The sequence below is a fragment of the Bacillus sp. SRI_025 genome, from assembly GCF_057592095.1.
This window is the reverse complement of the sequence record NZ_JBYEGB010000004.1, coordinates 154,105-169,702: the sequence shown is the minus strand read 5'-3', so window position 1 is coordinate 169,702 and position 15,598 is coordinate 154,105. Positions and strand designations below refer to the sequence as shown.

Annotated in this window: 19 protein-coding genes; all 19 read right to left on the bottom strand. The window is 41.5% G+C overall.

The window, feature by feature from the left end:
- Nucleotides 1-2: 2 nt before the first annotated feature.
- The 19 genes from AC20OE_RS13175 to fliJ are packed head-to-tail and all read right to left on the bottom strand — an operon-like array spanning nt 3 to nt 15,591.
- The gene (locus tag AC20OE_RS13175; RefSeq protein ID WP_039178562.1) at nt 3-1,076 is read right to left on the bottom strand and encodes a protein-glutamate methylesterase/protein-glutamine glutaminase; all 1,074 of its coding nucleotides are present in this window, start codon (nt 1,074-1,076) and stop codon (nt 3-5) included.
- On the bottom strand, nt 1,073-1,978 hold the full coding sequence (locus AC20OE_RS13170; protein WP_440601634.1) for a MinD/ParA family protein: 906 nt from the start codon (nt 1,976-1,978) through the stop codon (nt 1,073-1,075). The genes AC20OE_RS13175 and AC20OE_RS13170 overlap by 4 nt, the downstream gene beginning before the upstream one ends.
- The gene (gene flhF, locus AC20OE_RS13165) at nt 1,972-3,090 is read right to left on the bottom strand and encodes a flagellar biosynthesis GTPase FlhF (RefSeq protein ID WP_366204752.1); all 1,119 of its coding nucleotides are present in this window, start codon (nt 3,088-3,090) and stop codon (nt 1,972-1,974) included. Before flhF ends, AC20OE_RS13170 begins: the two co-directional genes overlap by 7 nt.
- On the bottom strand, nt 3,090-5,123 hold the full coding sequence (gene flhA, locus AC20OE_RS13160; protein WP_039178556.1) for a flagellar biosynthesis protein FlhA: 2,034 nt from the start codon (nt 5,121-5,123) through the stop codon (nt 3,090-3,092). The genes flhF and flhA overlap by 1 nt, the downstream gene beginning before the upstream one ends.
- A gap of 29 nt (nt 5,124-5,152) precedes the next feature.
- Nucleotides 5,153-6,241: a flagellar biosynthesis protein FlhB gene (gene flhB / locus AC20OE_RS13155; RefSeq protein ID WP_039178554.1), complete on the bottom strand. Its 1,089-nt coding sequence runs from the start codon at nt 6,239-6,241 to the stop codon at nt 5,153-5,155.
- Nucleotides 6,238-7,017, bottom strand: coding sequence for a flagellar biosynthetic protein FliR (fliR, locus tag AC20OE_RS13150; RefSeq protein ID WP_212042662.1), 780 nt, complete (start codon nt 7,015-7,017; stop codon nt 6,238-6,240). The genes flhB and fliR overlap by 4 nt, the downstream gene beginning before the upstream one ends.
- Nucleotides 7,018-7,023: 6 nt before the next feature.
- The gene (gene fliQ / locus AC20OE_RS13145; RefSeq protein ID WP_003211206.1) at nt 7,024-7,293 is read right to left on the bottom strand and encodes a flagellar biosynthesis protein FliQ; all 270 of its coding nucleotides are present in this window, start codon (nt 7,291-7,293) and stop codon (nt 7,024-7,026) included.
- Between the two features lie 16 nt (nt 7,294-7,309).
- Complete coding sequence (gene fliP / locus AC20OE_RS13140) at nt 7,310-7,975, bottom strand: flagellar type III secretion system pore protein FliP (RefSeq protein WP_008354479.1); 666 nt, start codon at nt 7,973-7,975, stop codon at nt 7,310-7,312.
- On the bottom strand, nt 7,968-8,627 hold the full coding sequence (gene fliZ / locus AC20OE_RS13135) for a flagella biosynthesis regulatory protein FliZ (protein WP_212042664.1): 660 nt from the start codon (nt 8,625-8,627) through the stop codon (nt 7,968-7,970). The genes fliP and fliZ overlap by 8 nt, the downstream gene beginning before the upstream one ends.
- A gap of 18 nt (nt 8,628-8,645) precedes the next feature.
- Nucleotides 8,646-9,008, bottom strand: coding sequence for a chemotaxis protein CheY (gene cheY, locus AC20OE_RS13130; RefSeq protein ID WP_007499584.1), 363 nt, complete (start codon nt 9,006-9,008; stop codon nt 8,646-8,648).
- A gap of 27 nt (nt 9,009-9,035) precedes the next feature.
- Complete coding sequence (gene fliY / locus AC20OE_RS13125) at nt 9,036-10,154, bottom strand: flagellar motor switch phosphatase FliY (protein WP_039178540.1); 1,119 nt, start codon at nt 10,152-10,154, stop codon at nt 9,036-9,038.
- Complete coding sequence (gene fliM / locus AC20OE_RS13120) at nt 10,144-11,142, bottom strand: flagellar motor switch protein FliM (protein ID WP_024424167.1); 999 nt, start codon at nt 11,140-11,142, stop codon at nt 10,144-10,146. The genes fliY and fliM overlap by 11 nt, the downstream gene beginning before the upstream one ends.
- Before the next feature lie 32 nt (nt 11,143-11,174).
- Nucleotides 11,175-11,603 (bottom strand): flagellar basal body-associated protein FliL, encoded by a 429-nt coding sequence (gene fliL / locus AC20OE_RS13115; protein WP_024424168.1) that lies wholly within the window; start codon nt 11,601-11,603, stop codon nt 11,175-11,177.
- Nucleotides 11,600-11,815 carry a swarming motility protein SwrD gene (swrD, locus tag AC20OE_RS13110; protein ID WP_008344794.1) on the bottom strand — a complete coding sequence of 72 codons (216 nt, stop codon included), beginning with the start codon at nt 11,813-11,815 and terminating at the stop codon, nt 11,600-11,602. Before swrD ends, fliL begins: the two co-directional genes overlap by 4 nt.
- A 37-nt stretch (nt 11,816-11,852) precedes the next feature.
- Entirely contained in the window at nt 11,853-12,644 is a 792-nt protein-coding gene (gene flgG / locus AC20OE_RS13105; RefSeq protein WP_041084857.1) for a flagellar basal body rod protein FlgG, read from the bottom strand.
- Between the two features lie 17 nt (nt 12,645-12,661).
- Nucleotides 12,662-13,108, bottom strand: a complete 447-nt coding sequence (gene flgD, locus AC20OE_RS13100; RefSeq protein ID WP_039178531.1) for a flagellar hook assembly protein FlgD — start codon at nt 13,106-13,108, stop codon at nt 12,662-12,664.
- Entirely contained in the window at nt 13,108-14,433 is a 1,326-nt protein-coding gene (locus tag AC20OE_RS13095; protein WP_487268893.1) for a flagellar hook-length control protein FliK, read from the bottom strand. Before AC20OE_RS13095 ends, flgD begins: the two co-directional genes overlap by 1 nt.
- Nucleotides 14,434-15,135, bottom strand: a complete 702-nt coding sequence (locus AC20OE_RS13090; RefSeq protein WP_099663252.1) for a MotE family protein — start codon at nt 15,133-15,135, stop codon at nt 14,434-14,436.
- A gap of 12 nt (nt 15,136-15,147) precedes the next feature.
- Nucleotides 15,148-15,591: a flagellar export protein FliJ gene (gene fliJ / locus AC20OE_RS13085; protein ID WP_058837796.1), complete on the bottom strand. Its 444-nt coding sequence runs from the start codon at nt 15,589-15,591 to the stop codon at nt 15,148-15,150.
- Nucleotides 15,592-15,598: the final 7 nt, after the last annotated feature.

Sequence of the window (15,598 nt, the reverse complement as noted above, 5' to 3'; positions counted from 1 at the left end):
GTTCACGCCCTCTCTTTTTTCATGGAGCTTATAATTGCATGTGCGATGTCATCCACATGCCTTGTTTCATGTGCAAGGCCTGCTTTAATGACTGATTTAGGCATTCCGAAAACAACACATGATTCTTCTTTTTCTGCAATGACTTTCGTATGACCGCTTGCGACCATTTTTTTGACACCTTCCGTACCGTCACTGCCCATGCCTGTCATAATGACAGCGATTTTCTCGTAACCCTTTATATTGCTGATGGATTCAAATAAATAGTTAACAGATGGTTTGTGCCGGCTTTCCGTGTCTTCAGGGGACAGCCTGATAACAAGTGATCCCCCTTGGTCATGAAGTGACATATTCATTCCACCAGGAGCTATGTAAGCCACTCCATTTTTCGCGATGTCTCCATCTTGCGCTTCTTTAATCGTAATTTGTGATAAATGGTCTAACCTAGCAGCAAGTGATGCCGTAAATCCTGCCGGCATATGCTGCACAATCAATATAGGTGCCTCTATGTCCTTAGGCAGCTTCGTTACGACTCGTTGAAGTGCCCTTGGCCCTCCTGTAGATGTTCCGATAGAAATAATCTTTCGGAGTGAGGCGCCTTTTACTGTTTGCAGACGGGGTGCAGCCACTGGACTTGGCGGCTTTATCACCGGCTTAGGAGACACCTTCTCTTCAGTGCGTTTCCTTGACAGTCCTGCCGCAAGTACCCGCTCTACAATTTGCCCTCTCACTTTGTGCAAATCGAGCGAAATACTTCCCGAAGGTTTTGTCACAAAGTCGAAAGCACCGAGTTCTAAGCAATGGATGGTTAAATCTTTTCCTTGCTTTGTCTGGCTTGACACCATAATTACGGCAAGGTCGTGTTCAGCCAGAATTTGTTTTAATGCTTCTGTTCCATTTAAAACAGGCATTTCCACATCTAATGTGACAACATCTGGATTCAGTTCCTTGATCCGTTTTAAGGCATCTTCCCCATTTCGCGCCGTTCCGACGACTTCAATTTCTTGCTCAGCACTTAGAAAATCACTAATGAGTTTTCTCATAAAGGCCGAGTCATCTACTACTAGCACTCTAATCATGAGTCCACCTTCCTCCTTTTAAAAAAAGAGGACAACTTATCTATAAACGTATGCTGTTCTCTCCGTGCCTCTCTTATCTGCTGATGATATAGTGTTTCTGCCAGCATCTTAATGGTTTTACTCAGCCTTGAATGAGGCTGCTTCATATAAAATGGAATTTGTTCTGATACTGCTTTAGGAACCGCAGGATCATCAGGCACAGCGCCAGCGAATACAAGTTTTCTGTGAAGAAAACTTGTGACCACTCCTGCTAATTTCCGGTAGGTTTCAGACCCTTCTGACGGGGTTTTACACCGGTTGACAATGATTTGCACAGACCGTTCAAACTGATGAATGGCTAAGTGTTTAATTGCGCTGTAGGCATCCATGATGGATGTTGGCTCTGGCGTAGTCACAACGACTACTTCTCCTGCTGATAAGACAAATGGCAGCTGATCTTTTGACAGCCCGGCACCCATATCAAAGAATATACAATCGAAGCCCTGCATCATTTTTTCCATCTCTTCCAAAAAGAACGACCATTGATCTTTATCTAAAGAAAACAGCTGTTCAAGGCCGCTTCCGCCAGAAATGTAATATAGGTTATCCGTTCCTTTTGTCATAGCTGCTTGGAAGGATTTTTTTCTAACGAGAACATCTAATATAGAGCTAGTCGATGTTTTCCCTAGTAAAATATCAATATTCCCCATCCCAAAATCAAGATCGATTACTAACACTCTTTTGCCTGTGCTTGCGATAGACAGTGCCATATTCAGTGTCAAATTCGATTTACCTACCCCGCCTTTGCCGCTCATAACGGCAATGGTTTTTGCCTGTCCGCTGACGTTATGAGGAGCCGGTGTGATCATTTGACTCTGCTGAACTAGTTTTCTTAGCCCTTCTGCTTGGTCGGGCTTCATGATTGTAAAACCATCCTTGTAAGTTCACGAGGAGAACCTTCAAGAATATCCTCAGGCACATTTTGGCCATTTGTTAAAAAACCAAGTTTGATTTGAGAGTCAGCAATGATTTGAAAAATGGTTCCCATCGTGTCCGTTTCATCTACTTTTGTAAAAATGAATTGATCGATTGGAACGTGTTCAAAGCGCTTGACCATGGCTTTCATGTCTTGATATTTTGATGTAGCACTCATCACGAGAAAACTTTGAATGCTCTCATCAAATGGAATAATGTCGGTCAGCTCTTTGATATACGCTTCTTCTTTAAAGTTACGGCCTGCTGTATCGATGAAAATATGATCATACTCTTTAAAGGTCTCTTGAGCTTTTACAAAATCCTCTCTCGAATAACAAACCTCAAGCGGTGCATTCAGCAGTTCAGCATATGTTTTCAGCTGTTCGATCGCTGCAATCCGGTACGTATCAGTTGTAATAAAAGCGATCTTTTTTTGCTGCTGAATGGCCGTTTTAGCAGCCAGCTTTGCAATCGTTGTCGTTTTACCAGCTCCAGTTGAACCGAACAGTACAATGTATTTTGAAGAAATCATCGGCTCATCAGAGGTTTTAGCTGGTAGCATATCTGTCAGCAGTTGTTCAAGTTCTTTTTCTATGTGATCTTCTTTAACCGCGCCCTTTGTTAAAAGACCTTTCAGGCATTCGTCTCGAATAGCATCATCAAGACCTTGATCCTTTAGCTTTTGATCGATTGCTACGAGAGGTTCAGGCAGAATACCAGCATGCCGTTCATTCCTCACATATTCTAAAGGCTGAGTATGAGTAGGCGCTGGTTTCGCCGCTTTGGGAGCAAAGGATGGCTCTTCGGGCTGCTTTTGAACTTGTTCCTTTTTTGGTAACACTGGAAGAGGAGGCGCAGGGTTTAACCCTTTACCAGCTCTTTCTTCGAAATCTTGATCCAGCACTGCAATCACTTCGACCATTTGCTGTTTCTTTAAACCAAACAGTTTGCGTTTGACAACGGTTTTGGAATTTAAAATAACGGCATCTTTCCCAAGCTGCTGCCTGATTTGAATCGTTGCCTCCTGCATAGAATTTGCTGTGATTTTTTTCATTTTCATTAGATATCCACCACTCCGATGCTCTGTACTTCCACATTCGCTTCTAGTTCGTTATAAGATAGTACCGGTAAATCTGGGAAATATCTTTCTAACAACTGCTTCACGTACATTCTTATAGGAGGAGAGCATAATAGAACCGGCGTTTCCTGACGAAGCGAAAGCTGTTCAATTTCTCTCGCCACTGATTGAATCACACTTTCAGAGGATTCTGGATCTAACGATAAGTAGTTGCCATGCTCTGTTTGCTGAACGCTGTCTGCAATCACCTTTTCTACTCGGCCTGAACATGTCACGACTTTGAGTGATTCATCTTCTCTTGCATACTGTGCGGTAATCTGTCTTGCCAGCGCCTGTCTGACATACTCTGTTAATAAATCTGTATCAGTCGTTAATTTTCCGTAGTCTGCAAGCGTCTCAAAAATGGTGACAAGGTTTCGGATAGAGACCTTTTCTTTCAGCAGCTTCGCCAGTACTTTTTGAATATCACCGACTGCCAGCGGATTTGGCGTTACCTCATCCACTAAGACAGGATAACTTTCTTTCAGATGATCGATTAATTGCTTCGTTTCTTGGCGTCCGAGCAGTTCGTGTGTGTTTTGTCTAATCTTCTCTGTGATGTGAGTAGACACGACAGATGCTGGGTCCACAACCGTATAGCCTAGCATCTCAGCCTGATCTTTTTCTGCTTCGGATATCCATTTAGCCGGCAGTCCAAAGGATGGTTCGATTGTTTCAATCCCTTCAATTGGATCATCATCAGGCGTTGGGGACATCGCTAAGTAGTGATCAAGCAGCAGCTCCCCTTTTGCTACTTCGTTCCCTTTAATTTTCAATCGGTATTCATTTGGGTTCAGTGCAATATTGTCCCGGATCCGGACGACTGGAATGACAAGACCCAGTTCGAGGGCAAGCTGCCTTCGGATCATCACAATTCGGTCTAACAGGTCACCGCCCTGGTTTGCATCAGCGAGCGGGATGAGGCCGTAGCCAAATTCAAATTCAATGGCATCCATTTGCAGGAGATGAATAACGCTTTCTGGACTTTTCATCTCTTCTACCTCTGCCTGTTCCTCCAGTACCTCTTCAATTTCTTCTTGGTCTTGTTTGTTTTTCGACATCATGTATGCGCCAAGTGCAAGTAAACCTGCGATCGGCCCTGTCAAAAGTATGCCGATTGGCGTAAACAGCCCAAGAAGGAAGATCGTGCCCGCTGTCACATAAAGCATGGCTGGGAATGCGAAGAGCTGACCTGTAATGTCTGACCCAAGGTTTCCATTAGAAGCTGCTCTAGTCACAACAATCCCTGTCGCCGTTGAAATGAGGAGTGCCGGAATTTGCGAAACGATTCCGTCTCCTACCGTTAATAGGGTAAAGTGTGAAGCTGATTCTTGAATCGACATGCCTTGCTGAAGCATCCCGATAATGATTCCAAATATAATATTGATGATGACGATGATAATACCTGCGATGGCGTCCCCTTTTACGAACTTACTGGCACCATCCATTGCTCCATAAAAGTCTGCTTCTCTCGCTACTTTTTCACGGCGATTTCTTGCTTCACTTTCTGTCAGCATTCCTGCATTTAAATCTGCGTCAATACTCATTTGTTTACCTGGCATCGCATCGAGTGTAAATCTTGCCGCAACCTCTGATACACGCTCTGCCCCTTTTGTGATAACAATAAACTGAATGATGATCAGGATAAGGAAAACAACAAGACCAACGAGGATATTTCCTCCAACAACAAATGAACCGAACGTTTCAACAACTTTCCCAGCATCTCCTGTTGAAAGAATAGAACGTGTTGTAGAGATGTTAAGCCCTAAACGAAACAGCGTTAAGAGCAAAAGCAATGATGGAAAAATTGAAAATTGCAGTGGTTCTTGCATGTTCATTGTGGTGAGAAGCACGATAAGCGCAAGAGAAATATTAATAATGATTAAAATACTTAATAAAACGGGCGGAAACGGTATGACCAGCATCGCCACAATTAAAATAACACTGAATAAAACAGATAAATCTCTTGCTGACATGCCTGTTCTCTCCTTTTAAAACCAAAAATTCATAAAATCTTTTGTTTCGTTTTATAGACGTAAGCTAAAATTTCTGCGATGGCCTTAAAGTATTCTTCTGGCACCGCTTGGTCGATGTCGACCTGATCATAGAGCGCGCGGGCAAGCGGCCTGTTCTCTACAGTCATGACATCATGTTCTTTCGCAATCGTTCTAATTTTCAAAGCCAAAATATCCGTTCCCTTTGCTACAACATAGGGCGCGTCCATTTTTTCTTCGTCATACTTTAAAGCAATGGCATAGTGGGTTGGGTTTGTAATGATGACGTCCGCTTTTGGGACTTCCTGCATCATCCGTCTCATGGCCATTTCCCGCTGACGCTGTTTAATCTTCGATTTGATGAGCGGGTCACCCTCAGATTTTTTATACTCATCTTTGATGTCTTGTTTAGACATCCGCAAGTTTTTTTCATAATCAAATTTCTGATACATATAATCAAGCCCTGCCAAGATCAGAAGAGCACCAGCAGCATACAGCCCCATAATCAAGGTCATATTTGCGACGAAATGAAGGGTTTCCTCTGCTGTTAATAAAGGAAGCCGCAGAATTTCATCAAAGTGCATCCAAAGAGCAATAAATGTCGCAAAGCCAACAAAGCCAATTTTCAAAATGGATTTTAATAGCTCTACGAGGGCTCGAATACTGTATATTCGTTTAAATCCTTTGATTGGGTCAAGCTTTTCTAATTTCGGTTGAATCACTTCTGTCGAAAAGAGAAAGCCGACTTGTAAATAGTTACTGAGAACGCCTGCCAGCATACCAACACCAAGGATTGGCATAAGGAGGATCCCTGTTTCTTGAAGCAATTCCAAGAATAATTGATGAATATTAGATGTGCTAACCTTCATTAGCATGGTTGTTGAATAAAAACGTTCAATGAGCGCGATAATCCGCTCTTTCATAAAAGGCCCAATAAAAAAGAATGATAAAAAGATTAATAGAAATGAGATGGCTGTATTGACGTCGGTACTTTTGGCAACCTGTCCTTTTTTACGTGAATCCCGTCTTTTTTTCGGCGTTGCTTTTTCTGTTTTTTCACCTGCGAAAAATTGCAAGTCTAGTCTAAGCCTTGTCATCATGACGAACCACCGACCAATGCTAAGAAATTCCTCATGGTGAGTACAATCGTTTCAAATGTATTTTGGACAACACCGAAGATGACGCCCATACAGATGATAATCATAATAAAACTCACACCCATTTTAATAGGAAGTCCGACCACAAATACGTTCATTTGCGGAACTGTACGTGCCACAATTCCCAGTGCCAAATCGACTAAAAACAGACTTGCCACTACAGGTGCCGAGATTTGAAAGGCAATGATAAACATTTGGTTGAAGCTCTTTGCGATAAAGTAAGCAAAGGATTCACTGCCGAAATTCAGCGCGTATTGATCAACTGCAATGTATTGAAAGCTGTAATAGATTCCATCAAGCAGCAGGTGATGTGCGTTTGTTGCCAGCATCAACAGCAATGTGACCGTATAAAAAAACTGTCCCATCAGCGGCGTCTGCGCCCCTGTTTGCGGATCGATAATATTGGCAATCGCAAAACCCATTTGAAAATCAATGAATGAGCCGGCAATTTGAACAGCAGACACCATGATGTATGCAATCAGCCCAAGCAGCAGACCGACCATTGCTTCTTTCACCGCAAGCATCATATAAAGACCGTCTATGTCGAGTGCTGGCGGTTCTTTTATAGTGCTAAAACTAATGACAGCTAAAAACAGTGAGAATCCAACTCTGTGTACAGCTGGGATCGTTCTATGCGCTAAAAGCGGTACTGTCACAAAAAAAGCGGTGATCCGAATAAAAACTAATAGAAAAGTAGGAAATAATTCTATGATAGACATCGCTGGTTAACCTGCAAATCGATCTAAATTCGAGAACAGCTCTGTCGTAAAGGACACGATTGTTGAAAGCATCCATGGACCAAACACAACAAGTCCAATGAGTACTGCAACAATCTTAGGAATAAACGCAAGCGTTTGTTCTTGAATTTGGGTTGTCGCCTGAAACACACTGACAATCAGTCCCACAATGAGTGCGAGCGCTAGAAGCGGCCCACTCACAAGCAATACTACATACACTGATCTTTCAGCCATCGTAATGACAAATTCTGAACTCATGTTTTAAGCACCTACTCTAAAAGCTTTGCAGCAAAGATTTAACTATCAAATACCATCCATCGACTAAAACAAATAACAATATTTTGAAAGGGAGTGATATCATAACCGGCGGAAGCATCATCATCCCCATTGACATCAGAACACTTGCGACCACCATGTCAATAATTAAAAATGGAATAAAGATCATAAAACCAATTTGAAATGCCGTCTTTAATTCTGAGATGGCAAAAGCGGGAACCATCGCCGTTAATGGAATATCTTTAATCGATTCAGGTGTATCCATTTTTGCGTAGCTAAGAAATAAAGCCAAATCTTTCTGTCTTGTATGTTTACTCATAAACTCTTTAATCGGCACTTCGGCTTTTTCATATGCCTGATTTAACGTGATGTCATCATTTAAAAGCGGCGTGAGCGCCTCTTTATTAATCTGTGAGAACGTGGGTGCCATGATAAAAAATGTGAGAAACAAAGCAAGTCCAACAAGCACTTGGTTTGGCGGCATTGAGTTGGTTGCAAGTGATGTTCTGACAAATGAAAGAACAATCACAATCCGTGTAAAACACGTCATTAAAATGAGAATGCCCGGTGCAACCGAAAATACAGTTAAAAGTAATAGAAGACGGACAGATGTGCTAATATTTCCTGCACCGCTGGAATTAAATAAATCGATAAACTCATTCATTTTGTTTCGGGCCTTTCTTTCTGACTTCTGATTGGGTCTTTTTCAATTCGGCTAGCTGCGCCTTTAAATTGGCTGAAAAAGAAGAAGTGTTCGGCTGATCATGTTTCTTTACCTGCGAGGTGAATTTTTGAACCATTTTTGGTAAATCGGTCTTACTCTCCATCGCTTCTTCATATTGTTTTACGATTGCTTCACATTCTTGTTCATCATCAATTTCTTTTAGCAGCTGGATTGAATCTGCTACGCCGACAACTAATATTCGTTTGCCCACCTTGATCAGCTGGACTGAACGGTTTTGTCCGACTGTCGTTCCGCCAATATTTTCAACATAGCGAAATGGTTTGAGTAAGCGGTTTTGCTTACCAACAAATCTCACCAATCCATAAATAAGCAGGATGACAAATAGTAAGGCACCAATCATTTTGACAAAATCCATAATGGAGACAGAAGAAGAGGGAACTTCTTCTGCCGGATTCGTTTGATTGTCAGTGGTTTTCTTCTCTGTATCCTTTTTGCTTTCTTTCTCATCTTTGAGCCAGTCATTCACTGTGCCATTCTCAGGATCTTTCGTTTCAGCAAACAGTGAGGCAGGCTGCATCGTCAAGAAAAGCATAAAACTGATCATTGCTATACATATCAAACGTTTTTTCAACAAATCTTACACCCTTTTTTAGCCTAACGTTTTATTAATTGCTTCAAGTACACGGTCTGCCTGGAATGGCTTCACGATAAAGTCTTTTGCGCCTGCTTGGATCGCGTCAATAACCATTGACTGCTGTCCCATTGCAGAACACATGATGATTTTTGCAGAAGCATCGATTTGTTTAATTTCTTTTAGTGCAGTGATTCCGTCCATTTCTGGCATTGTGATATCCATTGTGACAAGATCAGGAGATGTTTCTTTGTATTTTTCAACTGCTTGTGCGCCGTTTTCTGCTTCTCCTACTACATCAAATCCGTTTTTTACAAGAATATCCTTGATCATCATTCTCATGAATGCTGCATCATCTACGATTAATACCTTAGTAGCCATTTACTTATTCTCTCCCTGTATGTTTGTTTATTTTAAATTAGAAAGTCTTTCTGACTGGCTTAGAATGTCAGTCACACGAACACCAAAGTTTTCATCAATGACAACGACTTCCCCTTTGGCGACGATTCGTTTGTTAACTAGAATGTCTACTGGCTCACCAGCAAGTTTGTCCAGTTCAATGATACTTCCAGCTGAAAGCTCAAGAACTTCTTTCACACTGCGCTGAGTTCTTCCAAGTTCCACCGTAATGGAAAGCGGAATGTCCATCAGCATATCAAGATTTCCAAGCTGGCTTGTTGTATGCTGAGGCTCACTGAACGCTTCAAATTCGACTGGCGCCACATTTACAGGTGCTGCCGGCTTCGCCTGTCTTTTCGGCGGTGCTGCTTGCTGCGCTGGGGCAGACTGCGTTTGCGTTGCTGCCGGCTGAGGTTCAGGTGTGCTCACTTGAGCTTCTTGAACAGGCTCTTCTTCTTGCGCAGGGACTGTTAATTCTGCGATTAAATCCTTCGCAAATGTAATAGGATAAAGCTGCATAATATTTGAATCGATCAGTTCACCTATTGTTAATCTGAAGGATACTTTGACAAGCATTTCTTCAGCTGGAATGCGGTCTGTCCCTTCTCCTTCTTTCACATCAAGTAATTCGACGCGCGGCGGAGAAATATCAATCTTTTTATTAAAGACTGTCGACATAGACGTCGCAGCAGAACCCATCATTTGGTTCATCGCTTCTTGCACTGCACTTAAATGAATTTCGCTTAAAGAAGGGTCAGCATTTGTCCCGTCTCCGCCCATCATTAAGTCCGCAATGACTGCTGCATCTGTTTGCTGGATAACAAGCAGGTTACTTGCGCTGAAGCCTTCCGTATAATTCACTTCAATAGCGACATACGGATGAGGAAATTCCTCATTCAGCTTACTTTTTTGAATCACTGTAACCGTTGGAGTTGTAATCTCCACTTTTTGATTTAATAGGGTTGAAAGTGCTGTTGCAGAGCTGCCAAATGAAATATTACCGATTTCTCCAATGGCATCTTGCTCCATTGCAGAAAGGATTGTATCAGGCTCTATATCGTCATTGCTGCCTCCTTTAAGGAGCGCATCGATTTCGTCTTGTGATAATTTACTTCCGTTATTCTCCATCTTCTTCACCTCTTATGTCGTGATCTAGAATTTGAATCGCCTGTTTCCGATTCACGCGGCCGGCCTGTCCCAAGAATTTCGGTTTATTTCCGACCATAACAGTAAGAGGCGCATTTACTGGTTTGTCCAAGGCAATACAATCACCAATTTCCAAATTCAAAAACTCTTCCACCGTCATTTCCGATTGTCCCAGCTCTGCGACTACCGGTATTTTTGCCTTCATAATCCGCTTTTCAATGGCCTTTGTCTCTTGCTGTTTTGGTTCATTTCGTTCAGACTGCATCCAGTAGTGTACAGACAGCTTCGGAATAATAGGCTCTAATACAACGTGAGGAATACATAGGTTAATAACCCCGCTTACCTCGCCAATCTGTGTATTAAGAGAAATGACGACAACTGTTTCGTTTGGTGACACCATTTGAACAAACTGGGGATTTACCTCGAAATCTGCCATTTCAGGCTCGATGTCGGTTATGGACTGCCACGCTTCTCTGTAATTTTCCAAAGCTCCCTCAAACATGTTTGAGATAATCTTTGTTTCAATTTCTGTAAGTGATTCTGTCTTATTATGACTAATGCCAATCCCGCCCATCAGCCTGTCCATCATCGCATAGCCGATTGTTGGGTTCACTTCAAGCATGATTCTTCCTTCAAGCGGGCTGACATAAAATAAGTTTAATAATGTCATATTAGGAATCGAACGAATAAATTCTTCGTATGGTACTTGGTCAACCGAGCTGACAGTAATTTGAATATATGATCTTAGCTGCGCTGAAAAGTGAGTGGTGAGCAGTCTAGCGAAGTTATCATGAATCCTTGTTAAACTTCGAATCTGGTCTTTTGAAAAGCGCAGTGCACGTTTAAAGTCATACACTTTCACTTTTTTCGTCGTTTCTTCTTTTTTCAGCTCTTCTGCATCCATTTCGCCTGTTGAGATGGCGGATAATAATGCGTCGATCTCATTCTGGGAAAGCACTTCTCCTGACATTTCTTCACCTCCGTCGCGTTAATTAATCGCCTCTATTGCAGATTAAAGGAGGTTATATATACTTCTTTCACCTTGCCATCTTGCAAATAGTTATTCACTTTGTTTTTGACTTGTGTTTTAAAATGTTCTCTGCCTTTTTTGCCATCAAGTTCATCTGCATTCGTGTCTGATAAAATGTCGATTACAGCATCTTTTACTTGGAAACTTCTTTTCTCAAGCTCTGATTTTGCTTTTTCAGAGTCCGTTTCAATATTCAGGACAAGTTTGACAGCATTTCCTTCAGATTTTAAATTGGTGATAATCTCAGGAATTTCAACAGAAGCTTTTACGACTTCATCTGCTGTTGGCTCTTTTTCAGCTTTTGCTTCGTCTGACCCATTCAGCAGAAAAAAGATGCCTGCTCCAATTCCGACGATGGCAATAATCATGATTAGCATTACTACGACTAATTTCTTCTTCATTCAAATTCCTCTATTCCTTGATTCAATGAAATGACTTGGATTTTTCTGTAGAAAGAAATGATTTTCTCTTGAAGCTGCTCTTCATCTTCTTTCACAACGAATTTCTTTCCATTGGCCAAAGTAATGGTCGTGTCTGGAAAACTTTCGATTTGCTCGATATGGAGAGCGTTCAGCATAAATCCTTTGCCATTTAATCTTGTCACTTCAATCATATTAAGCAGAGAAGCGATCATCCGCTCCCCCTACCTCCTATCGTTTCAGATTCACAAGCTCTTGCAGAATTTCATCAGAAGTTGTGATAGTCTTTGCATTCGATTGGAATCCGCGCTGCGCGATAATCATTTCGGTAAACTCGTCTGTTAAATCAACATTTGACATTTCAAGTTTCCCTGTTTGGATCACGCCAGTTCCTTGTTCACCAGGTACGATAGGGTTACTTGGTGCACCTGAGCTTAACGTTTGGCGGTAAAGATTGTCGCCAACTTTGTCTAATCCTGCTGCGTTACTAAAAGATACGAGTGAAATCTGTCCAACATTTCTAGATACGTTGTTTTCAACAACCGAAATGGTTCCATCTGGACCAACACTGACACTTGAAATGCCATCTGGAATCGTTATCTTTTGTCCATCCATTCCAAGAAGGTAATTTCCATCAGTAGTGGTTAAATTCCCCTCTGAATCACGTCTAAAGTTCCCTGTTCTTGTATAAAGAACTTCTCCTTGACTTTCAATACGGAAAAATCCATCTCCATTGATATAGAAGTCGTAAGGTTCATCTGTATTTTGAGAAGATCCCGCTGACATAACTTTATCAATAGAAGATAAAGCTGAGCCTAAACCAACTTGTTTTGAGTTGATTGAACCAGAGTTGTTTGTTGGTCCACCAGAGCTTGCAATTGTCTGACTGACCATATCTTTAAACGTGATACGGCTTTTTTTGTATCCGTGTGTATTGACGTTGGCTACGTTATTGGCTACCACATCTAATTTTGTTTGGAAGTTTTTCATTCCGCTAATTCCTGAGTAAAGTGAGCGTAACATTTATTTTCCTCCTCGAATTACTTCGTTTTTTCTCCAACTGCTGTAACGTCCCAAGGGCTGATTTTCGTTCCATCTTCCAAAATAAGCAAGTATTCATTGTCTATGTTTTTAACAGACTTCACAGTGCCCGATATCTCTTTATCATCCAGCTTGCCCGATACTTCTTTACCAATCCAGCCTACATACGTCGTAAACGGATCTTGGTGTGCAACAAATGTAGACATGAGCTGATTCAGCTTGGTGATCGAATCGTTCATATTGGTTTGCTGTTCTAAAGATGAAAAAGTGGCAAGCTGCGTGACAAACTCACGGTCATCAAGCGGGTTTGTCGGATCTTGGTTTTGAAGCTGTGTGAGCAAAATTTTCAAGAATTGATCTTTGCCGAGCGTATCTGTTTTCTTTTCTGCTTTTGAAGAAGTGTCTGTTTGTGCGGCTGTTCTATTCGTAGCATCAACTGTTGCCATTAGATCTCCTCCTCTTCTTCATCTGACCCAACAAGAGCATCCAGGACATCTTGGAATTCTGCTTCCTGTTCATCAGTCTGCTGGAAATTCTGTCCTTTTGGCTGCTGCTGCTTGTTTTCTTCACTAAACTGTCCAAATAACGGCTGCTCATTTGATTGAAGCGGTATATGGAAACGGTCCACTTGAACCGACATATTCGGAAGCGCCTGCTTGAGCTGCGGAAGGTGATGCTCTAACAGCTCTTTTGCTGCTTGCGTTGAGGCAGTAATTTTACTCGCATACATACCGTTTTGTTTCGTTAGCTGAATGGTAATAAATCCAAGATTTTCAGGATTTAATCGAACGGTAAACCGTCCGCTTGAATTGCCAAACGGCGTGAATTTCATTTGCTTCCACGTGTTTAGAATTTGCTGATCAACTGTTCCTGGCTTTTCATCAGTCGTTTGTGTCTGCTGAACAGGAGCCGCTGACTGCAGTTGGAAAAACTGCTTATGACCTGGCAGAAGCGAGTGGGTCATTATTTTTTCAGAAGCTGGCGCAGCAGTGCTTTGTCCTTTAACGACTTCTTTTTTGATGAGCCACTCAAGAGATGCATTCCCTTTTGCCGGAGAAGCGAGAGTAGATTCTTGTTTTGGAGAGACCAGATCCTTCAACTCTCCTAGTGAAATTTTCCACTCTTTGTCAGATCCTTTCGCACTCGCCATCATATGATCGATTAACTGATTAAAGTGCTTTAGCTCACTTTGAGTCATCGAATTCTGCTTTGGTGCTGAACCCTGCGAAAAGAACTGCTCTTTTACTTGCTGAACGAGTTTGTCATCTACCCCGTTTTTCGAAAGAAAGTCGATGAAGTCTTGACCTTTTCCTTCAATATCCTGCACAAGTTTCGCATCAAAGCTGAGCGGCTGTTGATTAAGCAATTGATAGATGAAAAAGTGGACTTGTATGAGCTGTTCACTATGTTCAGAACCTGGCTTTTCAGCTTGATCACCGTAAATGGAAGATTCCATTTTTTGAAATAATTCTTCAAGTGACTTGAGATCAGTTGCTTCAAGTGTTTGACCTTGTAGTGTTTGAAGCGCACTTAGTAGGTCTGCGCTCATTCCTTCTTCAGGTGATTGCATCCATTTTTCAATAATCTGCATCGCATCATTGATAGAAAGAGAGGCAGCAGCGGCTGTCTCAGTATTAACAGGACCGCTTTGGGCGCCTGCTCCGCTAAGTAATTGTTTAAACAAACCGCTGGCAGTTGCCGTGCCGCCTCCCTTTGTTCCCGAGAGACCTTGAGAAGATTGCTGTAAGGCTGCAATATCCAATAGCTTCACTTATTGTCCACCCCCATTTTCACGTTCTTCTTTTTTGGCAAGCTCTTTTGTAAACGTTGCTGCCTTCTGAGGTGTCAGTTTTGCTAATATGTCTGTCAGTTTATTTTTGCTCAGCTCTTCAAGGATTTTTAACGCCTCTTTATCACTTAGTTCTGATAAAATTTTGGCGGATTTCCCTGGGTCCATGCTTTCATAAATGCTAGCGATCTTTCCTTTTGTCTGCTGATTAGAGGATGCCGCTGCATCAGAGGACTCTGCTGCCGAGTTATTACCTGACGTATTATTTGATGAGCTGTTATTCGATGAACTGTCATTGGCTGACGTATTCTTTGCATCATTTTCAGATGTTTTTTCAAGTGAGTTGATTTTTTGATTCAGTCTTTTAATCTCTTCATCACTTGTTTTCAAATCTTTTTGTGCAATTTCGAGCTCATTTTTTTGCTCTTTAATGGTCTTTTTCAGTTCTTTCAACTCTGCATCGTTTTGATCATTAGGTGAAGATGACGTTTTTGAGGTGTCATCTGAACCAACTAAGCTGCTGATCACCGGAATGTTTTGGAGCGGCTTCTTTAGATCAAAACCTGCCATATAAAGGATCGTGCCAGTGACAATCACAAGCACAATCAATGGGATGATGACAATAAACAAGATCCATTGAAATTTCCCGCCGCCTGATTCCTTTGTTTTTTCCTTCTTAGGCATTCATCTCGACTCCTAATGTCCTTGAAACATGAATTGGCTGATAGAGATATCATCCATTTCTTTCATTTCAATTGCCTTATGTTCAAGGGAAAACTTTTCAAATTGCTTTTCTTTCATTTTTTCAAACTTTTTAAACTCAATGTTTTTTTCAGTTAAATCAGATTGTTTTTCATTCATTTGATGACGTTTCATGATCACAAGCTGCTGATAATGCTGAATGGTGTTATCTAAGTTGGTCACAAATTGCTGGTAATGACGCATTTCTTGAACACTCATTCCACTTTTCAGCTTTTCTTCTTTGCTTTTTTCCATTAGCTCTTTTTTACTCATATTTTCATAGAGTTTTTCAGCGACTTGCTCAAATGCCGAAACGGATTGTTGGTACGCTGCGAGTGACTTGTCTTTTTCACTTTCTTTCAGTTCTAAGAGCTTTTGAAATTTGTATTGATATCTCACTGTTTTT